18 protein-coding genes are annotated in these 20492 nt (G+C 64.6%); 3 read left to right on the top strand and 15 right to left on the bottom strand.

All coding sequences use genetic code 11. The features are described 5' to 3' along the window. The first annotated feature begins 897 nt into the window (after window positions 1–897). Complete coding sequence (gene argE / locus AX729_RS38155) at window positions 898–2070, top strand: acetylornithine deacetylase (protein ID WP_061030135.1); 1173 nt, start codon at window positions 898–900, stop codon at window positions 2068–2070. Between the two features lie 283 nt (window positions 2071–2353). Here argE and AX729_RS38150 read toward each other — a convergent pair whose 3' ends face one another. Then, on the bottom strand, window positions 2354–3412 hold the full coding sequence (locus AX729_RS38150; RefSeq protein ID WP_061030133.1) for a phosphotransferase family protein: 1059 nt from the start codon (window positions 3410–3412) through the stop codon (window positions 2354–2356). Window positions 3413–3561: 149 nt separating this feature from the next. Next, window positions 3562–4797 carry an acyl-CoA dehydrogenase family protein gene (locus AX729_RS38145; protein ID WP_061030131.1) on the bottom strand — a complete coding sequence of 412 codons (1236 nt, stop codon included), beginning with the start codon at window positions 4795–4797 and terminating at the stop codon, window positions 3562–3564. A 210-nt stretch (window positions 4798–5007) separates the two neighbouring features. Here AX729_RS38145 and AX729_RS38140 point away from each other — a divergent pair, with 210 nt between their 5' ends. Next, window positions 5008–5673 carry a TetR/AcrR family transcriptional regulator gene (locus AX729_RS38140; RefSeq protein WP_061030129.1) on the top strand — a complete coding sequence of 222 codons (666 nt, stop codon included), beginning with the start codon at window positions 5008–5010 and terminating at the stop codon, window positions 5671–5673. Window positions 5674–5752: 79 nt separating this feature from the next. Here AX729_RS38140 and AX729_RS38135 read toward each other — a convergent pair whose 3' ends face one another. The 3 genes from AX729_RS38135 to AX729_RS38125 all read right to left on the bottom strand — a co-directional run bounded on the left by AX729_RS38135 (window position 5753) and on the right by AX729_RS38125 (window position 7919). After that, window positions 5753–5968 carry a hypothetical protein gene (locus tag AX729_RS38135; RefSeq protein WP_061030127.1) on the bottom strand — a complete coding sequence of 72 codons (216 nt, stop codon included), beginning with the start codon at window positions 5966–5968 and terminating at the stop codon, window positions 5753–5755. 188 nt (window positions 5969–6156) lie between these two features. Beyond that, window positions 6157–6915, bottom strand: a complete 759-nt coding sequence (locus AX729_RS38130; protein WP_061030125.1) for a LytR/AlgR family response regulator transcription factor — start codon at window positions 6913–6915, stop codon at window positions 6157–6159. Then, window positions 6903–7919, bottom strand: a complete 1017-nt coding sequence (locus AX729_RS38125) for a sensor histidine kinase (RefSeq protein WP_061030123.1) — start codon at window positions 7917–7919, stop codon at window positions 6903–6905. Before AX729_RS38125 ends, AX729_RS38130 begins: the two co-directional genes overlap by 13 nt. A 260-nt stretch (window positions 7920–8179) precedes the next feature. Between AX729_RS38125 and AX729_RS38120 the strand changes: the two genes are divergently transcribed. After that, the gene (locus AX729_RS38120) at window positions 8180–11545 is read left to right on the top strand and encodes an autotransporter outer membrane beta-barrel domain-containing protein (protein WP_061030121.1); all 3366 of its coding nucleotides are present in this window, start codon (window positions 8180–8182) and stop codon (window positions 11543–11545) included. Window positions 11546–11583: 38 nt separating this feature from the next. On the opposite strand, the gene AX729_RS38115 is transcribed toward AX729_RS38120, so the two are convergent. From AX729_RS38115 to AX729_RS38075, 10 genes are all read right to left on the bottom strand, one after another. Next, entirely contained in the window at window positions 11584–12813 is a 1230-nt protein-coding gene (locus tag AX729_RS38115) for a CaiB/BaiF CoA transferase family protein (RefSeq protein WP_061030119.1), read from the bottom strand. Window positions 12814–12991: 178 nt separating this feature from the next. Next, window positions 12992–14215 (bottom strand): MFS transporter, encoded by a 1224-nt coding sequence (locus AX729_RS38110; protein WP_061030117.1) that lies wholly within the window; start codon window positions 14213–14215, stop codon window positions 12992–12994. A gap of 120 nt (window positions 14216–14335) precedes the next feature. Beyond that, entirely contained in the window at window positions 14336–14506 is a 171-nt protein-coding gene (locus tag AX729_RS40885) for a hypothetical protein (RefSeq protein ID WP_197433764.1), read from the bottom strand. 38 nt (window positions 14507–14544) lie between these two features. Continuing rightward, entirely contained in the window at window positions 14545–14748 is a 204-nt protein-coding gene (locus tag AX729_RS38105; protein WP_061030115.1) for a hypothetical protein, read from the bottom strand. Window positions 14749–14806: 58 nt separating this feature from the next. Then, window positions 14807–16141, bottom strand: a complete 1335-nt coding sequence (locus AX729_RS38100) for a PQQ-dependent sugar dehydrogenase (RefSeq protein ID WP_061030113.1) — start codon at window positions 16139–16141, stop codon at window positions 14807–14809. Continuing rightward, a complete protein-coding gene (locus tag AX729_RS38095) occupies window positions 16138–16590 on the bottom strand; it encodes a DUF2231 domain-containing protein (RefSeq protein WP_061030111.1) in 453 nt (150 codons plus the stop codon). The genes AX729_RS38100 and AX729_RS38095 overlap by 4 nt, the downstream gene beginning before the upstream one ends. A 149-nt stretch (window positions 16591–16739) precedes the next feature. After that, window positions 16740–17435, bottom strand: a complete 696-nt coding sequence (locus AX729_RS38090) for an ABC transporter ATP-binding protein (RefSeq protein ID WP_061030109.1) — start codon at window positions 17433–17435, stop codon at window positions 16740–16742. Further along, the gene (locus AX729_RS38085; protein WP_061030107.1) at window positions 17435–18184 is read right to left on the bottom strand and encodes an ABC transporter ATP-binding protein; all 750 of its coding nucleotides are present in this window, start codon (window positions 18182–18184) and stop codon (window positions 17435–17437) included. Before AX729_RS38085 ends, AX729_RS38090 begins: the two co-directional genes overlap by 1 nt. Then, window positions 18181–19479 carry a branched-chain amino acid ABC transporter permease gene (locus AX729_RS38080; RefSeq protein WP_061030106.1) on the bottom strand — a complete coding sequence of 433 codons (1299 nt, stop codon included), beginning with the start codon at window positions 19477–19479 and terminating at the stop codon, window positions 18181–18183. The genes AX729_RS38085 and AX729_RS38080 overlap by 4 nt, the downstream gene beginning before the upstream one ends. After that, entirely contained in the window at window positions 19476–20423 is a 948-nt protein-coding gene (locus AX729_RS38075; RefSeq protein WP_061030158.1) for a branched-chain amino acid ABC transporter permease, read from the bottom strand. The genes AX729_RS38080 and AX729_RS38075 overlap by 4 nt, the downstream gene beginning before the upstream one ends. Window positions 20424–20492: the final 69 nt, after the last annotated feature.

The following is a 20492-nucleotide window of genomic DNA, read 5'->3' as shown; positions in this document are numbered from 1 at the left end:
GTCATTGCGAGCGCAGCGAAGCAATCCAGAATCCCTCCGCGGAAAGACTCTGGATTGCTTCGCTGCGCTCGCAATGACGGAGTGTGGGTCGGCGGACATCGCTCTTTCGATTCGTATCTCACCCGTAGACACGCCTTCACGTTCTCGCGGCTCATTTCGCCCGAGCTTTGCTTGCTTGTCTCACCCCCGATGAAAGAGGGCGCAGGAAAGGCCGGGAGCCGGTTGGCTCCCATCGACCGCCATGCCAGACGCAAACTGCGTGCGCTTCGATGCACAGCGGGTAACAGGGCAACCGGGGACATCCCGGCCTTCCCTGCGCAGTGGTTTTACGGCTTATGTCGTGCTCTCCCCGGGGAGCGATGCACTATTGCCCCCGTCGCCTTGCGGATGACTGATGCTGCAAACCCGGTTGGGTTGCCACATCACCGCGAGACTTGGCGTACAGACCCCGGACGCCAGGACGACACGATTTTGCCGTACGCGAACCGCACCCGTCGTTGGCGTGACGCTATCGCTCACGGTTGCCCGCCCTGCGAAGCCCTTCGCGCCGGTGTGGTCCACGTCCACCGCCCCCCGGCCCGCGTTCGTGACGATCGCGATACGCCCCTTTTCCTTGGGCCGGGTTGCGGCGACACATACGCCGTTTCCGAATTTCGGTAAAGTGGAATATTTTCGACGGCGCGCGTTGACCGACCGATGGGGTGTTCTGCCCGTCGGGCAACGCAAGCTCTGGTAGCCCGGATGAGCGCAGCGACATCCGGGGCTCTCACCGCAAGCGGTCCCGGGTGTCGCTGCGCTCACCCGGGCTACGGGTCCGTGTTGATTTGCCCATCGGCCCACCACATTGGTATGGTTCCTGCAAGCATTTCGGCCTCCATGCCCTGACAGAACGAGACAATGCCAAGCTCAAGACCCGAACGAATTCGCAAGCTTCTCTCCGACTTCGTCGGCTTCGACACCGTCAGTGACCGCAGCAATCTGCCCCTGATTGCCCATATCGAAAGCTATCTCGCCGCGTTCGGCGTCAAGAGCGAGCGCATCGTCGATACGACCGGGCAAAAGGCCTCGCTATGGGTCACGATCGGGCCCGACGACCGACCAGGCTACGTGCTGTCGGGACATACCGACGTCGTGCCTGTCGTGGGCCAGGAGTGGAGCCACGATCCCTTCAGGCTGATCGAGCGCGACGGTAAGCTCTACGGCCGCGGCACCACCGACATGAAGGGCTTTGTCGCGGTGTGCCTCGCCATGGTGCCGGAGATGGTGGAGGCGAAGCTCGCAACGCCGATTCATCTGGCGATCTCCTATGACGAGGAGATCGGCTGCGTCGGCGTGCGGCCGATGCTGGGCGAGGTCGCGAAGAAGAAGACCAAGCCGCTCGGCGCCTTCATCGGCGAGCCGACGCAGATGCAGGTCATCATCGGCCACAAGGGCAAGCACGGCGTGCGCGCGACGTTCAAGGGCCTCGCTCGGCATTCCTCGATCGCACCCGACGGCGTCAACGCGATCGAATATGCCGCCGAGCTGATCACCGAGATCCGCCGCCGCGCGATCAAGCTCGCGAGCGAAGCCGAGCGCAACAGCCTCTACGACGTTCCGCACTCGACGCTGCTCACCAGCATCGTGCATGGCGGCGCGGCGCTGAACATCGTGCCTGACGCCTGCACGGTGGAGTTCGAGTGCCGCGGCATCGGCATCACCGAGTCGCGCGAGGTGACCGATGCGATCGTCGCCTGGGCCAAGGCCGAGCTCGAGCCCGCGATGAAGGCGAGGAATCCGGAGTGCGGCATCGCATTCGAGGAGATCCTCGACTACCCCGCGCTCGACACAGAAGCCGATGCTCCCATCGTCACCCTGGCCAAAAGCCTGGCGGGCCGCAACGACCACGCCAAGGTCGCCTTCGGTACCGAGGCCAGCCTGTTCGCCAGCATGGCCGACATACCGTCGGTCGTGATCGGACCGGGATCGATCGCGCAAGCGCACACGCCGGACGAGTTCGTGGAGATGGCGGAGCTGGAAAAGTGCGCGGGCTTCGTGGAGAAGCTGATCGCGCATTGTGCCAAGGGTTGATGCCCCTCCTCGTCATTGCGGGGAGCGAAGCGACGAAGCAATCCAGACTGCCACCGTAGAGATACTCTGGACTGCTTCGCTTCGATCGCAATGACGGAGTGTGGGAGACAGAGGTAGCCCGCATGAGCGAAGCGACATGCGGGGCCACTGTCCCGGGTATCGCTGCGCTCACCCGGGCTACGAACTGGATCCCCGGCTCTGCGGAGCAGCACTTCTCCGGGACACGAGAGACGAGCGTCAAGACACAAGAAAAGCGCGGCCATCGGCCGCGCCTTGGTCGTCCCTAAACCGCGCCTGCCTTCTGCGCGTATTCCCATGACGCCTTTGACAGCGGCACGGTGCGCTTGGCGGATTCGAGGGCCTTGGCGTTGGCGGCGGTGCCGTCGCGGACGCGGCCGGCGATGCCTTGGGTGATGCCGGCGAGGCGGAACAGGTTGTAGGCGAAGTACCAGTTCAGATCAGGCACCGTCATCTTGGTGACGTTGCAGTAGATCTGCGCGGCCTCTTCCAGGCTCGGGATGTTGAGCGCCTTGAGGTCGGCGCCCTCGAGGCCCGGCATGATCCATTGCATCAGGAGATAGGTGAAGTCGGCCATGGGATCGCCGAGCGTCGAGAGCTCCCAGTCCAGCACCGCCTGCACACGCGGTTCCGTCGCGTGGAAGATCATGTTGTCGAGGCGATAGTCACCATGGACGACCGAGACGCGCGCCTGTTCCGGCACCGTCCGCGGCAGCCATTCGGCGACCTTTTCGAACTCCGGAATGTGCTGGGTCTCGGAGGCGCGATACTGCTTGGTCCAGCGGTCGATCTGGCGCGCGAAATAGTTGCCGGGCTTGCCGAAGTCGCCGAGGCCGATCGCGACGGGATCGAACATGTGGAGCTTCGCCAGCGTCTCGATCTTGCTGGTGAAAATCTTGCGGCGATCTTCCGGCGCCTGGCTCGGCAGCGTCGGATCCCAGAACACCCGGCCCTCTTCCATCGACATGATGTAGAAGGCGGCCCCGATGATGCTGTCGTCCTGGCACAGCGCGTAAGCACGCGCGACCGGAAAGCCCTGCTTGCCGAGCGCGGCGATCACGCGGTATTCGCGGTCGACCGCATGCGCCGACGGCAGCAGTTTGCCGAAGGGCTTTCTGCGCATCACATAAGAGCGCTTCGGCGTGTTGAGGCGATAGGTCGGGTTGGACTGGCCGCCCTTGAACTGGAGCACGACCAGCGGGCCTTCGAAGCCCTCGACATTGTCGCGCATCCACGCTTCGAGCCGCATTTCGTCGAAGCGATGCCGCTCCTCGACCGGCTTGGTGCCGGAGAATTCTTCGTCTTTCCTGACGCCGTCAGCCACGATGACGCTCCCTCTTCAGTCCTGACCCGTTCAGGTCAGGCGTGATCCTAACGGGTGCCGCCTGACGCACTTGCGTCAAGCGGTCATTTCCGGGTGCGGATCACGCCGTCTCGTTTCGTCAAGCCGGGAGCGCCTCCCGGCCCTCCCGCTCAATGCGCGGGAGAGTTTGCATACTTCCGAACCTCGAGCCTGGCAATGGCGCGGTTGTGCACCTCGTCCGGGCCGTCCGCGAGCCGCAGCGTGCGGATGTGGGCGTAGTCCTTGGCAAGGCCTGCCTCATCCGAGACGCCGCCGCCGCCGTAGGCCTGGATCGCCTCGTCGATGATCTTCAGCGCCATGTTGGGCGCAGCGACCTTGATCATGGCGATCTCGGCCTGCGCGGTCTTGTTGCCGACCTTGTCCATCATGTCGGCGGCCTTCAGGCACAGAAGACGCGTCATCTCGATGTTGGTGCGGGCTTCGCCGATGCGTTGCTCCCACACCGAATGCTCGACGATCTTCTTGCCGAAGGCGGTGCGCGAGGTGAGCCGCTTCACCATTTTCTCCAGCGCCTCCTCGGCCTTGCCGATGGTGCGCATGCAGTGATGGATGCGACCCGGACCGAGGCGGCCCTGCGCGATCTCGAAGCCGCGGCCCTCGCCGAGCAAGATGTTCTCCTTCGGCACCCGCACGTTCTCGAGCAGCACCTGAGCATGGCCGTGCGGCGCATCGTCGAAGCCGAACACGGGCAGCATCTTCTCGACCTTGATGCCGGGGGTGTCGAGCGGAACCAGGATCTGCGACTGCTGCTGGTGCTTGGCCGCCTTGAAGTCGGTCTTGCCCATCAGGATCGCGATCTTGCAGCGGGGATCGCCGACGCCGGACGACCACCATTTGCGGCCGTTGATGACGTAGTGGTCGCCGTCGCGCTCGATGCGGGTCTCGATGTTGGTGGCGTCGGACGAGGCGACGGCCGGTTCCGTCATCAGGAAGGCGGAGCGGATCTCGCCGTCCATCAACGGGCGCAGCCATTTGCGCTTCTGCTCCTTGGTGCCGTAGCGCATGAACACTTCCATGTTGCCGGTGTCCGGCGCGGAGCAGTTGAACACTTCCGAGGCCCAGCTGATGCGGCCCATCTCTTCGGACAAGAGCGCGTATTCGAGATTGGTCAATCCCGCACCGCGGAATTCATCATCTTCATGCTCGTTCGGCGGCATGAACATGTTCCAGAGGCCCTCGGCCTTCGCCTTCTTCTTGAGATCCTCCAGGATCGGGATGACCTTCCAGCGATCGCCCGCCTTGTCCTGCTGGTCGTAGATCGGCACCGCCGGGCGCACGTGCTTGGCCATGAAGGACCGCACGCGATCGAGCCATTCCTTCTGCTTGGTGGACAGATCAAAATCCATGGGACGCTCCTCGTTTCTCTCTCGAAAGCTTTTGCGCCGGACTGTCCTCCCGCTGGACGCGGCACGCAAGCGCAGAAAGCGCCGCATGCCCACGCAGCCCGGACCGCCGCAGTTGCGAACGGATCCCGACAAGCGGATTGACTTTTCCCGACCTTCAAACGATAGTTTCATACAACTGTTTGAATTGCAACTCCCCTCCCTGAGGGCCCCATGGCCAGCGATCATACGAGGTCTGCCATTCTTGCCGCTGCCGAACGGCTCTATGCCGATCGCGGCTTCGGCGACGTGACGCTGCGCGACATCGTCGCGGAGGCCAATGTCAACCTGGCCGCGGTGAACTATCATTTCGGCTCGAAGGACGAACTGATCGCGGAATTGTTCGTGACGCGCTCGATCGCCACCAACCGTGAACGCCTGCGCGAGTTGAAGGCGGCGGAGGAACAAGGCGGCGGCCGCGCGCCGATCGAGGTGATCTTGCGCGCGCTGGTCGGGCCGACCTTGCGCGGCTGCCTCGGTCCGGCGAACCAGCGCTCCACCGCAGCGCGCTTCATGATCCGCGCTTCGATCGAATCCGTGCCGCCGATCCGCCGCATCAAGAACCGCGAGATCGACCATTTGCGGAAATTCGCCGGCGCGATGCGCCGCGCCCTGCCCGAGCGCAGCGACGTCGATATCTACTGGGGCCTGAACTTCGCGCTCGCGATGGCGCACCACACCATCCGCGAGAGCGAGCGGCTGACGAAGCTGTCGGAAGGCCAATGCGATCTCGACGACGTCGAGGACGTGGTCGCGCGCGTGGTCAGCGTGGCGACGATGGCGCTGACGGCGGGAAAGGTCGAGGCAAAGCCACGCGCGCTGGCACGGGATGCGCGCTGATCAGTGAATATCGGCCGAAAGCAGATGCGAGGTCAGTCCCGCTTGCGACAAGACCTCGCAATTCCGCGTTTAGCAGCGGCTACGCCCGCTGCGGCATCTCCTCGGCCTCTTCCTTGGCGAGCAGCAGCAGCATCTCGATGCCCATTTCGCCTTCCTGCGGCGAGCGGATGAACTTTATTTCGTCGGCGCTCTGCCGCAGCGCGGCAATGATGGCGACGGCCTGATTGGCTGTGGCCGCCTCGGTCGCCAGAATGCCCTTCTGGTCCTTGGCCTGGAATCCGATCGTGTAGGACATTCACTTCCCTCCCGAACTCAAGTGGAAGGATCGAATCAGAGTCTCGCGCCAAGGGGAAGCCTGTGCGACTACGGACCGGGATTATCTGGGGATTGTACGCAAGCCTCAGGCAAGGCTGAGCAGCGCGCGCGCTCGAACAGCTCGATATGCTCGACGCTCTTCTACGGCGCAAGCAGTATCGTGCCAGATCAGAGCCGGCCGCGATCGGCCGGCGAGGTCGGCCCGCGACGCGGCAGTCCCGGATAGAGCTTGCGGATCCGGGCAGCGCTCGCACGTCCCACGGCGAACGGCTCGGCACATCCCTCGAGCCTCAGATGCGTGGTGTCGCGATCGATCGTCTCGATCTCGCGGATTCGATCCATGTTGACGATCAGGGATCGGTGGATGCGCAGGAAGGGCGGCGCCGGCGCCTGCGCCTCGAACTTGCCGAGCGACTGGTTGACCAGGATGGCCGGACCGTTGGCCAGGAAGACGCGCGTATAGTCGCCTTCGGCACGCATGGCTGCGACGGCATCGATCCGCTGGATCACCGTCCGCCGACCGGTCCTGAACCGCAAGGTCGGCGTCTGGCTCTTCAGGAGCGCCTGCCTTGCGGCTTGCGCCTTTTCCAGCTTGACGATCGCCGCCGCCAGCCGGTCCGGATCGACGGGCTTCAGGAGATAGTCGAGCACGGAGAAGTCGTAGGCCTTGACCGCGTAGCGGTCGTGCGCCGTGACAAAGATCACGTCGGGCGCATGCTCCAGCTCCTGCAGGAGGTCGAATCCACTTTCGCCGTGCATCTCGATGTCGAGGAACACGGCATCGGGGCGTTCGGCGCGGATCATATCGACGGCAAGCTTCGCCGAGGCGGCCTCGCCGATTATCTCGATCTGCTGGTGCTTCTCGAGCAGTCGCCGCATGCCCCGCCGGGCCAGCGCCTCGTCGTCGACGATCGCTACACGGAGCATGGCTCCCCTCTCAATCGCAACGTGGCAACCACACGCTCGCCGATCTGGCGCAGCATGAAGTCGTGCCGGCCGGGATAGTGCAGTTGCAGCCGCCTCGTCAGGACCGACAGGCCGACACCGGGATCGCCGGCGCGCTCCCAGTCAGGCCGGAGCACGCCGGGACTCGAAACCCTGATCTGCAGTTCCGCCTCGTTCGCTTCCGCTTCGATGGCGACCTCGACGGGCGTCTGGCCCCCCTTTAGGCCATGTTTCACCGCGTTCTCCACCAGCGGCTGCAGTAGAAAGCTCGGAGCCATCCGTCGGCGCGACGGCTCGTCCGAGACCAGCCTGTAGTCGAGTTCGGGACCAAAGCGGGCCTTCTGCAATTCGAGATAGGAGCGCGCCGCATCGAACACCAATCCGATCGAGGTGACGGTCCGGTCGCGCTGATCGAGCGAATAGCGCAAATAGGCCGCCAGTTCACGCACCATGCCCACCGCCGCATCCGGATGATCCTCGATCTCCACGGCGATCCCGTTCAGCGCGTTGAAGAGAAAATGCGGGTCGAGCTGATGGCGGAGATGGCGAAGCTCGGCCTTGAGGGCTTCGGCTTCCGCCGCGGCGGCGCGCTGCTTCTCGGCGTGGACCGCAAGCTCCGCGGCGCTCCAGAATTGCGCAAAGCGCCAACCCGCGAAGACGATGCTGTAATAGACCCACGGCACCGCCCACGACTGAAGCGTTCCCCAGTTCGGGACGTGCCAGCCGGTCACGTTGGTCACCAGCCTGACCCAGCAGGTGAGCAGGAAGGCGGCCCCGATGCAGAGCAGCGTGTTGAGGAGAAGGATCCGCAACACCTGAAAGCCGGACTCGAAATGCCGCCGCAGGAACACCGGCCGGAGTGCAAGCACGATCGGCAGCGTCAGGGGATCGACCAGAGCACTGATCAGGAAGGCACGCGGAAAGTCCTGGAAATGGGCCATGCGCACCAGCGTGCCGAGAGCCGTCAGCAGGCAAATGCCGACCATGGCCAAGGGCCAGGAGCACCGGTCTCCCCTCACATTCCATCGATCGAAGTCGCGCATCCCGACCATTTGCTCCCTTCAGGCACCGGAAGATATCGGCCCCCGGCCGCCTTGTCCCCACGGACCGGCCCGCTTCATCGCCGATCCTGCCCGGTTCGTCGAATCCCGATAGCGACGGTCCAGCCGATGATGTGTTGTCGCCTCCGATTCAACCGGCCGGTCGCAGGCCGTCCGGTGCCATGCGATGACGGGGAAGAAACGCGTTGGAATACAAAGGTAAAGGTTCGCGCTTCCGGCCCTCCGGCGCGCTGCTGTCGATGACCGCCCTGGCAACGATCTGGAGCGCCGGCCCGGCTGCGGCCAACTGCGACGTCACCTCGTCCCCCAACACCGTGTCGTGCACCGCCGACACCGTGACCGTTCACAACACCAACACCGACGCCGCCACGCCGTCGTCGAACGACGACACCCAGGAATTCACCACCGGCGGCAACGTCACCGGCCAGATCGCCAGCGGCGTCACCGTCAGCGGCTATGGCCTCGTGATCAACACGTCCGAGGATGGCTCAGGCATCAATTTCACCAATAACGGCGCCGTCAACCAGACCTCCAACGTCGTGTTCGGCGGGCTTTCCCTCTTAACCAGCACCGGTGCGATTACCTACAACAGCGCCAGCGGGGCGACGATCGACGGCACCGGTATCGCCTCGCTGATGCTGTTCTCGCAGAGTACCTCCGCGACGGGCGATCTCACCGCGCATGTCAACGGCGATATCACCAACACGGGCTCGATCGGCGCAGGCACCGGCGTCGCTCTTCAATCCTATGGCCCCGTCAATATCCTGCTCGACGGGACCGGCAACATTTCCGGCAGAACCGGCGTCTCGGTGAACACGCTCAACGCGAACAGCGGCGCAAGCAACATCACCATCGGCGGCAGCGGCAACATCGTCATTACGGGCACCTCCGGCGATGGCATCGATATCGAGCAAGGGGCCAATGCCGGTACCGTGACCGTCAATCGCACCGGCTCCATCACGGGAGTCGGTTCTGGTGCTGCGAATAAAACCGGCATCAACGTCCGGACCTACGGCAGCGGCGGCGTGTTCATCACCGGTGTCGGCGCCATCAGCAACGTGGGATATGGCATCTTCGTTTCCGGCAGCACCGACTTCACGATCGCCCCGGGCGCGAGCATCAATGCCCTGACCTCCGGCATCTACACGCTGCAATTGGGCGACGGAACCGCGAACATCACGTCCGGCTTCGACATCACCGCGGCCCAAGGTTCTGGAATCACGGCCTCCAGCGGGGGATCCGGTGACCAGACCGTGACCGTCACCGGTGGAACAGTCTCGGGTTATTCGACGGCAGTTGCGCTCTATGGCAACGGTTCGGGCAACCTCATCTTCAACATGAGCGGCGGCACCCTGCTCACATCGACCAATTTCGGATCTGGCGCCCTCAATCTGGATCAGCAGGGCACTGGCAATGCCACGGTGCACCAGACCGGCGGCTCGATCGGGCTTGCCGCCACGCCGATCGTCGGTACCGGAATTCTCGTCCACACCAGCGCCGGCACCATCGACGTCACGACGGCTGACGTCTATGCGACGCAGACCGCCATCCGCACCGCCTCGGGCGGCAACGGAAGCGTCACGATCGCGACGAACGGCGTGGTGAACTCGGCGAGCGGCTCCGCCATCATCAGCACGGCCAACGCCGGCACGACGACCGTCACCAACCACGGCTCGCTGTATGGCGCTGGCCCTGACGCCGTCGTGAACGTCTCCTCGAACGGCACGATCTCGATCGACAACGCCGCCGGCGCTGTCATCACGAGCACGCTCGCGGCGCCGGACACACGCTCGGCCATCATCGCCACCAGCGGCACGCAGCCCGTCACCATCACTAACAGCGGCACCATCTACGGCCTGATCTCGCTCGGGAATGGATCCAATACGATCACCAACGACGGGACCTGGACCACGACCGGCATCAACTATTTCGGTGGCGGCAGCACCACCCTCTCCAACACCGGTATCCTGAACGCCGGCAACGGCACCGAGTTCAACAGCGACACGCTGGCATTCACCAGCACGGGCACCTTCGTTCCCACGGGCACCGTCACGGTCAACGGAAGCCTCAGCCTCGGCGGCATCTACCAGGTCAACCTGGCCTCCGGCGGCGCCGACAAGACCGTCGTCTACGGCACGGCGACGCTGACCGGCGGCATCGTGCGCGCGGTCCAGCTCGGCGGCGGCTTCGTGGTCGGACAGAGCTTCGTGATCCTGACGGCGACCGGCGGCCTCAGCGGAACGTTCTCCGGCTTGAATCTCTCCGGCTCGATCGCGGCTCATCTCGATTACGATGCCAACAATGCCTTGATTACGGTGGACCGGGTGGCCCTCGCCGGCGCGCTTCCCAACGGCACCATCAACCAGCGCAACGTGGCGGGCGGCATCGACGCCGCAATGAACGGCGGAGCGGCCTCCGGCAATTTCACCCCGATCTTCTCGCTGTCCGGCGCCGCGCTCGCATCCGCGCTGGACAGCCTGTCCGGCGAGGTGGCGACCGGCGCCGCGACGACCGCGTTCCAGTCCATGAACGGATTCGTCTCGCTGCTCACCAACACCGGTCATTCCGCCTTCGGCGGCCCGGCTGCGAATGGCGGCGCCATCGGCTATGCCGACGAGTCCCGCGTGCCGCCGGCATTCGCGTCGGCCTATGCGGCAGTCTCCCCGGCCCGCGCCGCGCGCGAGTCTCAGTCCGCGCTCGATCGGCGCTGGGGCGTGTGGGGCGGCAGCTATGGCAGCGCCGGCAAGGTCAACGGCGAAGGCGCCGTGCTCGGCTCGCATGACGTGACGCCGCGAACCTATGGAGTGGTCGCGGGCGCCGATTATCGGGCCAGCGCCGATACGGTGCTGGGATTCGCCTTGGGTGGCGGCGGCACGAACTGGGGCCTGAGCAACGGCCTCGGCAGCGGGCGGAGCGACGTGTTTCAGATCGGCGCCTATGGCACGCACAAGGCGGGAGCCGCCTATCTCTCCGGCGCGCTGGCCTATGCCTGGAACGACATCAGCACGAACCGCACCGTCAATCTCGCCAGCATCGACCAGCTCAATGCGCGCGTCAACGGCCAGACCTTCGCCGGACGCATCGAGGCGGGTTACCGGGTGGCGACGCAGTTCGTCGGCATCACCCCCTATGCCGCCTTGCAGGCACAAAGCTTCTCCACGCCGGCGTACAGCGAGGTCTCGGCGTCAGGCAACGGCGCGTTCGCGCTCGCCTACGCCTCGCGCAGCACCGCCAGCCTTCGGACCGAGCTCGGAAGCCGGTTCGACAAGACAGTTGCCATTGGTGCTGATGCAACGCTGTCCCTGCGTTCGCAGCTCGCATGGGTGCACGACACCAACACCGAGCGGGCCATGGGCGCGGTGTTTCAAGCGCTGCCGGGATCGGCTTTCACCGTCTGCGGCGCGGCCGCACCGAAGGATTCGGCCCTGCTGTCCTCCGGCGCCGAGCTGCGCTTCGTCAACAACGTGACGCTTGGCGCCCGGGTGAGCGGAGAATTGGCAGGCGCCGCACGCGGCGTCTCCGCTGAGGGCTCGCTCAGATACGCCTGGTAGCGCCGCGCCGGGCAACCCGGCGCGCGCGTTCGGACGTCTCAGATGATCCCCTGCTTTCTCAGCGCCTCGATCTTCTGCGCATCGTAACCGAGGCTGGCCCCAAGAACCTCCTCCGTGTGCTCGCCGAGCAGCGGCGGGGCGCGGTAGGTCTCGATCGGCGTGCCTGAGAAGGTCAACGCGTTGCGGATCAGCGACAGCTCCGGCTCGAACTTGTGCTTCGTCTTCACCCGCATGCCGCGCGCCTGCACGTGGGGATCGGCGAAGACCTGCTCGAAATTGTTGATCGGCCCGGACGGCACCCCCGCCTCCTCCAGCTTCTCCAGCCAGTAGGCCACCGGCTGCTTCAGGAACAGCCCGGCGAAGATCGCCATGATCTCCTTGCCGTGAACGACGCGGTCGTTGTTCTTGAGGAAACGCGGATCGGTCGCGAGTTCGGGCGCGCCGAGCACGGCGCAGGTGCGCTGGAACTGGCCGTCATTGCCGACCACCAGCATCAGTTCGCCGTCGGTGCAGCGGAAGACGCCGGCGGGCATGCCGCCATTGCCCCAGGTGCCGCGGCGCGGCGGGGTCTTGCCGTTGACGAGGAAGATCTGGAGCCAGTGGCTGAGCGAGGCGATCACAGTGTCGAGCAGGCAGACGTCGAGGCGCTGCCCCTCGCCGCCATTGGCGTCGCGATGGTAGAGCGCCGACAGGATCGCAATCGAGGTGTTCATGCCCGTCATGTAGTCGACGATGGAGGGCCCGACCTTCATCGGGCCCTCGCCGGGCTCGCCGTCCATATGGCCGGTCACGCTCATCAGCCCGCCCATGGCCTGGAGGATGGCGTCATAGCCGGCACGCGGCGCATAGGGCCCGGTCTGGCCGAAGCCGGTCACCGAGCAATAGATGATCTTCGGATTGATGGCCTTGATGGAGTCGTAGTCGAGGCCGTAGCGCTTGAGATCGCCGACCTTGTAGTTCTCCATGAAGACGTCGACGTCCTTGGCGAGCTCGCGGACAATCGCCTGCCCCTCCGGCTTGGCGATGTTGACCGTGACCGACTTCTTGTTGCGGTTGGCGCAGAGATAGAACGAATTGTTGTTGTTGGCCTTGCCTTCGGGGTCGTTCAGGTAAGGCGGTCCGAAGGCGCGGGCGTCGTCGCCGGTGCCCGGCCGCTCGATCTTGATCACGTCAGCGCCAAGATCGCCCAGCATCTGGGCCGACAGTGGCCCGGCAAGCACGCGGGTAAGGTCAAGGATCTTGATGCCTGAGAGCGGCAAGGCCGACATGTCGATTTCCTCCGGGGAACTGGATCTTGGCGCGGCGAATAATTCGCAGGCCGCGCCTCCTGCGGATACACTATCTTGCTGTGCTGAGCACTGCACTCTGGGCATACGGCCATCCCCACTCCGGTGACTTGGTTGTCCGCGACAGCGAAATTCCGCGCCGTGAATATTGCGATGGGGGCTAGGTCGCAGCCGCCGCCGCGACTTGCGGCCGCCGGCGGCCGAGCAGGACCAGGATCAGCACCGTCGCACAGGAGAACACAAGCGTAAGACCCAGCGCGCCGCGGCTGCCGAACTGGGTGAGCAGGCCGGCCAGCAGCGGCGGCGAGATCGCCGAGGCCAGGTTGAGCGGCAGCGCGATCATCGACATCGCCTTGGCGAACTCGGCCTGGTCGTAAAACACGAGCGGGATCGTTGCCCGCGCCACCGCCATGGCCCCGCTCCCGGCGCCATAGAGCAGGATGAAGACCGCGACCGCCCAGGTCGCGCCTTCGCTCGTCATCAACAGCAGCATGGCGACCGGGAGTGCCGTGCCAGCGACGAGCCCGGTCGTGATCCCGTCCCACCGCCCGCCGCCGAGAAAATCCAGCCCACGAGCGCTGACCTGGATCACGCCCAGCATCGAGCCGAACGCGATCGCCTGTGCCGGCGACAGACCCTCGGCCCGCAACAGCTCGATCAGGATGGCGCCGAGGCCGAACTGGACGAAGGCGTTGAGCGTGATCGCGCAGACCACGAGGTTGAACGTGCTTCGCGGCAGCGCGGACGCCTTGGACGGTTTGGAAGGCTGGGCTGCCGCAGCTGCCACAGCGGCCTCTTCCTTTGGCGCACGCCGCCGCGGCGCGCCGAAGGCCAACAGCGGCAGCGAGATCAGCATCAGCATCGCCGCATAAGCGAGGCACGTGGTGCGCCAGCCGAAATGACCGCTGAGAAACGAGGTGGTCGGCCAGAAAATGCTGCTGGACAGGCCCGACACCAGCATCAAGGCACCGATGGCACTCTTGGCCTGCCGCCCGGCAATCTCGTTGAGCATGATGTAGGCGCCGGTCGACAGCGCGGCGCTGCCGCCCATGCCGAGAATGACCCAGCCGGCAAAATACAGTAGCGGCTCATGCGCGAAGGACAGGACGATGTAGCCCGGCACCGTAACAACCGTGCCCACCATCATCACCTTGCGTGCACCGTGCCGCGCAAAAGCCTTGCCGAGCCAGGGCGCGCAAAGGCCCATGGTGACATAAAACACCGAACTGCCCGCGAACACCGCCGGCAGGCTCAGGCCGAGATCGGCCGCAAGGTCGCGGCCGACGACGGCCGGGAGAGTGATCGTAGCCCATCCGATGAGCTGGGTGATCGCGAGAACCAGCAGGACGCCGATCATCCCGCTGTCAGATTTCAGAAACCGCATTCCAGACGCCACCTGCCTGACAGGGGCAGATTGCGCCCGTCAACACGTCATACCCGGTGGATCGGACAAGCGGGAATGTCGGTTCCGAATGGCACCGCGGCGCCAGCCGCAGGGCGGATGTCAGGAGGTGTGGCCGGGGTCAATAGGCTTCGGCGTCTTCTTGTCGCGTTGCGGCGTCACCCTGGCTGGGTCGGGTGATCCGGGCACGCCACGCGGCCCGAGCTGATCGCGCTGGATGTCGTCCTCGGACCGGCGCGGCTCGACGGCGTTCTGCTCACGGGGCCTGGTCATCGCGGCCTCCTTCGCCCGAATGCCATGTCTGCGGCAAGCTACACACCCAGCGCATTGTCGCCGGCTTCGCGGCCGGGCACGCTGACATGGACTTCATGTCCCTCGCGAAGGGCCAGGGATGCCGCGGCCACTGCCGACTCGAAAGCGGCTTCCTTGGTCGCGTATCTGCTCTTGACGTCGCCGTCATGCAGCACGCCCCATTCGTCCTGCACCGGCACGATGGCGTATTGAGCGAGACCCATTGTCCTCCTCCTGGCTTGGCGTTTTGAGATATTCTGACCTCTCAACGCGGTATCGAGCTTAACGTTGCGTCAGCTGCGGATGCGCCGCGCTCACCCGCCAGACCGTGTTGCCGCCGTCGTCGGCAACCAGCAGCGCGCCGGTCTTGTCGATGGCGACACCGACAGGACGGCCACGGGCCTGGTTGTCGTCGTTGAGAAAACCGGTCACGACGTCCTGCGCCCGCCCGCTGGGCTTGCCCTCCTTGAACGGGACGAACACGACCTTGTAGCCGTTCAGCACATGCCTGTTCCAACTGCCGTGCTCGCCGACGAAGGCGCCGCCGCGATAGGCAGCCGGCAGACTGGTGCCGGTGTTGAAGGCCAGACCGAGCGGGGCGACATGCGAGCTCAGGGCGTAGTCCGGCACGATCGCCTTGGCGACCAGATCCGGCCGCTCCGGCTTGACGCGGGGATCGACGTGCTGGCCCCAATAGCTGTAGGGCCAGCCGTAGAAGCCGCCCTCATTCACCGAGGTCATGTAATCGGGGACGAGATCAGGCCCCAGCTCGTCGCGCTCGTTCACCACCGTCCACAGCGCGCCGGTCTGCGGCTCGAAGCTGAGGCCATTGGGATTGCGCAGGCCGCTCGCGAACACGCGCCAGCGGCCGCTGGCACGGTCGATCTCCAGGATGGCGGCACGGTTATGCTCGGCCTCCATTCCGTTCTCGGCGACGTTGCTGTTGGAGCCGACGCCGGCATAGAGCTTCGAGCCGTCGGGGCTCGCGACCAGGCTCTTGGTCCAGTGATGGTTGATCGGACCGCCCGGCAGCGGCGTCAGCACCGTGCCCGGCGCAGTAACCTTCGTATCCCCTTCGGAGTAGGGATATCTGACGATCGCATCGGCGTTGGCGACATAGAGATCGTTGCCGACCAGCGCGACACCAAACGGCGAGTTGAGATGCTCGAGGAAGACGCTTTGCGTCTCCGGCACGCCGTCGCCGTTGCCGTCCCGCAGCAGGGTGATGCGGTTGCCCGGCCCGGTGTCGCCGCCGGAGGACGACCATGACATGACGACGGCCATTACCAGCTCTTTCGGCCGCTTGACCGGTGCGCGCTTCGGCGCCTTTGATTCCACCACCAGCACGTCGCCGTTGGGAAGGACGTAGAGCGAGCGCGGGTGCTGCAAGCCCGTGGCAAAAGCCTTGACCTGCAAGCCCTGCGCAACCGTCGGCGTCTCGTCCTTCTTCCAGCCCACGATACGAGCGATGTTGATCGGCGGCAGCAGATATTGCTGGATGTCCGGGATCGTCGGGTTGGGACCCAATTGTGCTTTGGGGTCGCCGCTGCCGTCATTGCAGCCGGCAAGCCCCAACAGCGACGTGCACAACAGCGTGCGGGCGATCGAAGACTTCATCGTGCAACTCCCACGCCGTGGCGATAAACCAGGGCCCAGCCGAGCCAGCCCGTGACGGGCAGGATCAGCACGGTGATCGCCGAAAGCACGAGCCCGGCCGGCCACACCGAGGTCCAGCCGTCGCGCATGTGAATCATCGTGTTGAAGATCGCGAGGATCAGCGCCACTGTGTTGCCGATCAAATGCGGCCAAGCCGGCGGCTGCGCCCGCACCAGGCGATTGCCGAGGAAATCGGTCAGGCCCGCGATGGCGGCGAGCACACCGAAGGCGACGCCGACCACCAGAAGCCAGGCGGAAAAATCCGCCCACATGATCTCGGCGCTCGCGACATAGGCGATATCGGTCGACAGCGCCCCGAGGAAGCACGCGATCGGGATCGGCACCAGCATCGGATGGATCGGATGGCCTGCGATCTGCGCGGTGGAACGCACGCGCACGTTATCTTGCACGGTCGGCCTCGTGACTTTCGCCCTGCCCGACCGGCCAACTCATGCGTGGGGTGAAGGTTCCCTACGACGGAGCAAGGCGGACGTCGTGAGTACACCCGCTTAAGCCAACAGCTCTACCCTGCACACTGCCCGGCGGATGCGCCCCCGCCTCACACTTCCAGCCACTGCGCGCGAATGTCACCGTTCGACTTCAGTTCCTCCGGCGTACCTTCGAAAACCACACGACCGTGTCCCATGACGTAGACGCGGTTGGAGATCTTCATCGCGATCGACAGCTTCTGCTCGACGAGGAGGATCGCGACTCCGGCTTGCGCGATGCGGGCTATGAGATCGCCGACCTGCTGTACGATCAGCGGGGCAAGACCTTCGGTCGGCTCATCGATCATGATGAGATCGGGGTCGCCCATCAGGGTCCGGCAGGTCGTGAGCATCTGCTTCTCGCCGCCTGACAGCACCCCTGCAGGCGTGTCGGCCCGCGCGGCAAGATTGGGAAACATGTCGAGCATGTCCTGAAGCTGCCATTTGCCGGGACGTCGCGTATCCTTGATGCCAAGGAGCAGATTCTGGCGAACCGTCAGACTTGGAAAGATGTCCCGATGCTCCGGCACATAGCCGAGACCGAGGCGCGCAATCCTGTAGCTCGGCAGTCCGGCAATGTCCTTGCCTTTGAAGCGGACCGTACCCTGCGGAGCAACCTCACCCATGATCGCCTTGACCGTGGTTGAACGCCCGACACCATTGCGGCCGAGCAGGCTCACAACTTCGCCCGCGGCCACATCGAGGTCGACGCCCTGGAGAATGTGGCTCTTGCCGTAGTAGGCGTGCAGATCCCTGACCTCGAGCATCAGTGGGCTTCCTCGCCGAGATAGGCTTCCTTGACCTTCGGATCGCGCCGGATCTCTTCCGGCGTGCCCGAGGCGATGATGTGGCCGTAGACCAGCACGGAAATGCGATCTGCCAGGCCGAACACGACGCTCATGTCGTGCTCGACGATGACGAGGGTCTTGCCTTCCGTCAGCCGCCGGATCAGCGACACCGCACGCTCGGTTTCGGCATGGCTCATGCCGGCGGTCGGCTCGTCCAGCAACACGACGCTGGCGCCGCCGGCGATGGTGATACCGATCTCAAGCTCACGCTGTTCTGCGTAGGTCAACAAGCCCGCCGGAACATCGCGCCGGTGCGTGAGATGGATATCGTCGAGTATCTGAGCGGTACGCTCGCGCACCTCAGGCAGGCTGTCGACGTTCTTCCAGAAGGCGTAACGATGCCCCGTGGCCCACAGCACGGCACAACGTACGTTCTCCCAGACCGACATGCGCGAGAACACGTTGGTCACCTGGAACGACCGCGACAAGCCGCGCCTGTTGATCTCGAAGGGCCTGAGGCCGGAGATCATATCGCCATTCAGTCTCACCTCGCCCGAGCTCGGTCTGATGTGGCCGCTGATCAAGTTGAACGTCGTCGATTTGCCGGCCCCGTTCGGACCGATGATGGCGTGACGCTCGCCTTGCGCGACGCTGAGATTGAGGTCGCGGATGATACCAACATTGCCAAAGCGCTTTTCGACAGCGCGGAGTTCGATGGCTGCCGTCATGCCAGATACCCCCGGTCTCGCGCGACCGTCGCCGCGCGGTCCCAAGCATCGGCGACTCGTCGCCAACTCAGGCGCGCCACGAAGAAGCCGCCGACGATGAGAACCGCCGCAACCGCCCATGTCACCGGGGAGACCGGATCGAAAGCGATGCCGAAAAGATTGATCGGGTTCCTTTGGCCGCTATGCCCCCGGGCGATCGATTCGATCGTCAGGATGACGCCGCAAGCCAACGCCAGGGTCGGCACGGCCGCGACGACATAGGACGGCAGCACGGTCGGCAGAGTTCCTGCACGCGCCAGCGGCCGGTGCATCATGACCAGCCCGGCAATTCCGCCCGGCGACAGCATCACGATGCCGATGAAGATTATGCCGAAATAGAGCTGCCACACGCCGGTGACGCTGGTCAGCCCAAGCTGCAGATATGTCACGAGGATCGCGCCGAGGATCGGGCCGAAGAAAAAGGCGACACCTCCGATGAAGGTCGAGAACAGCACGAGGCCGGACTGGATCGCGCCGAGATAGGCCGCATTGGCAATCTCGAAGTTGATCGCCGCCAATCCGCCCGCCACGCCGGCGAAGAACCCGGCAAAGCAGAAGGCGATGTAGCGCACCACGTGCGGATCATAGCCGATGAACTGGACGCGCTCGGGGTTGTCGCGAACGGCATTGCTGATCCGCCCCAGCGGCGTCCGGGTGAGCGCGTACATGGCGATCGCAGATATCACCAGCCAGAACGCGATCAGGTAATAGACCTGAAGCTGCGGACCGAAGGTCCATCCGAACATTTTCGGCAAAGCCGTGCGGTCGGTCGAGATCCCGGATTCACCTCCGAACACGGAACGCAGGATCAGCGAGGAGGATGCCACCAGTTCGGCAATGCCCAGCGAGATCATCGAGAACACAGTGCCGGCGCGCTTGGTCATCACCCAGCCGATGATCATTGCGAAAGCGAGACCGCCAAGCCCGCCGAACAACGGGATGAAGGGCAGCGGGACCGGCCAGCCGTGCGAGACCACGGCATTCATCACATGGCAGGCCGCGAAACCGCCGAGACCGTAATGCACCGCATGGCCGAACGACAGGAGCCCGGTCTGACCGAGCAAGATGTTGTAGGACAGCGCGAACACGATCGCGATGCCGATCAGGCTGAAGGACGTAAGCGAGCCGCCGGAGGAGAAGATCATCGGCAGCACGATCAGCGCAGCGATGCCGACCAACCAGATCCCGTAGAAGCGCAGGCCGTCGCCGCTGGACGTGCCTGCAAGCTTCGATGTGGAAGTCGTCGTGGCGTTCATGATTCGCGCGTCCCCAACAGGCCCATGGGGCGTACGATCAGAATGATCACCAGCAGCAGGTAAGGCACGATCGGCGCCACCTGCGCGATCGTGACGTTCCAGATGTCGGTGAGCACGGACGGCCCCGCCGCAGGATCGAGCGGACCGAAGGCGCTGGCGAGCGAGCCATTCAGCGCGACCGCAAAGGTCTGCACCAGGCCGATGACGAGCGAGGCGATGAAGGCGCCCGGCAATGAGCCGAGGCCGCCGAACACGATAACCACGAACAGAATCGGCCCCAGCGCCGCCGCCATATCGGACTGCGTCACGAGGGCCGGGCCGGCGATCACACCGGCAATTCCCGCCAACGCGCTGCCGACGCCGAATACCAGCATGAATATACGCCCGACGTTGTGGCCGAGATGCCCGACCATGTGGGGATGCGTCAGCGCAGCCTGCACGATCAGGCCGACCCGAGTGCGTTTGAGCACGATCAGCAGCACGACGAAGATCAGGATCGACACGGCCAGCATGAAGATCTTGTAGGCCGGATAATTGGTCGAGAAGATCGTGAATGCCGGAAAGTCGAGCAGCGCCGGCACGCGATAATCGACGGGGCTCCTGCCCCACATCATCGCGACGATTTCCTCGATCACGAACGCGAGACCGAAGGTCAGGAGCAGTTCCGCAACATGGCCATGCTTGTGCGTGTTGCGCAGGCCGTAACGCTCGACCGCCATCCCGATCGCGCCGACCAGCAGCGGCGCCAGCAGCAGCGCCGGCCAGAAGCCGATCCATTTGGTGAGCTGGAAACCGAAGAAGGCGCCGAGCATGTAGAAGCTGGCATGGGCGAAGTTCAGCACGCCCATCATGCTGAAGATGACGGTCAAGCCGCTCGACAGCAGGAACAGCAGCATGCCGAACAGCAGACCGTTCAGTGTCGATATAACGATCAGTTCAAGCACAGCATTCACACCTCAGGCCGAGCCCAAAGGCCTCGGCAACTTCGTCCGTCCCGTACACGAATCGTGACC

This window comes from Bradyrhizobium sp. CCH5-F6, from assembly GCF_001556045.1.
Taxonomy (GTDB): Bacteria; Pseudomonadota; Alphaproteobacteria; order Rhizobiales; family Xanthobacteraceae; genus Bradyrhizobium.
This window is presented reverse-complemented; position numbering and strand designations above follow the sequence as displayed.

What these genes read in the sequence shown, in the direction of transcription:
- argE (WP_061030135.1), top strand. Translation starts at nt 898, where the DNA reads ATGCCAAGCTCAAGACCCGAACGAATTCGCAAGCTTCTCTCCGACTTC.
- AX729_RS38090 (WP_061030109.1), bottom strand. Translation starts at nt 17,435, where the DNA reads ATGCTCGAGGTCAGGGATCTGCACGCCTACTACGGCAAGAGCCACATT.
- AX729_RS38125 (WP_061030123.1), bottom strand. Translation starts at nt 7,919, where the DNA reads ATGGTCGGCATTTGCCTGCTGACGGCTCTCGGCACGCTGGTGCGCATG.
- AX729_RS38115 (WP_061030119.1), bottom strand. Translation starts at nt 12,813, where the DNA reads ATGTCGGCCTTGCCGCTCTCAGGCATCAAGATCCTTGACCTTACCCGC.
- AX729_RS38110 (WP_061030117.1), bottom strand. Translation starts at nt 14,215, where the DNA reads ATGCGGTTTCTGAAATCTGACAGCGGGATGATCGGCGTCCTGCTGGTT.
- AX729_RS38140 (WP_061030129.1), top strand. Translation starts at nt 5,008, where the DNA reads ATGGCCAGCGATCATACGAGGTCTGCCATTCTTGCCGCTGCCGAACGG.
- AX729_RS38130 (WP_061030125.1), bottom strand. Translation starts at nt 6,915, where the DNA reads ATGCTCCGTGTAGCGATCGTCGACGACGAGGCGCTGGCCCGGCGGGGC.
- AX729_RS38105 (WP_061030115.1), bottom strand. Translation starts at nt 14,748, where the DNA reads ATGGGTCTCGCTCAATACGCCATCGTGCCGGTGCAGGACGAATGGGGC.
- AX729_RS38145 (WP_061030131.1), bottom strand. Translation starts at nt 4,797, where the DNA reads ATGGATTTTGATCTGTCCACCAAGCAGAAGGAATGGCTCGATCGCGTG.
- AX729_RS38085 (WP_061030107.1), bottom strand. Translation starts at nt 18,184, where the DNA reads ATGACGGCAGCCATCGAACTCCGCGCTGTCGAAAAGCGCTTTGGCAAT.
- AX729_RS40885 (WP_197433764.1), bottom strand. Translation starts at nt 14,506, where the DNA reads ATGACCAGGCCCCGTGAGCAGAACGCCGTCGAGCCGCGCCGGTCCGAG.
- AX729_RS38100 (WP_061030113.1), bottom strand. Translation starts at nt 16,141, where the DNA reads ATGAAGTCTTCGATCGCCCGCACGCTGTTGTGCACGTCGCTGTTGGGG.
- AX729_RS38080 (WP_061030106.1), bottom strand. Translation starts at nt 19,479, where the DNA reads ATGAACGCCACGACGACTTCCACATCGAAGCTTGCAGGCACGTCCAGC.
- AX729_RS38135 (WP_061030127.1), bottom strand. Translation starts at nt 5,968, where the DNA reads ATGTCCTACACGATCGGATTCCAGGCCAAGGACCAGAAGGGCATTCTG.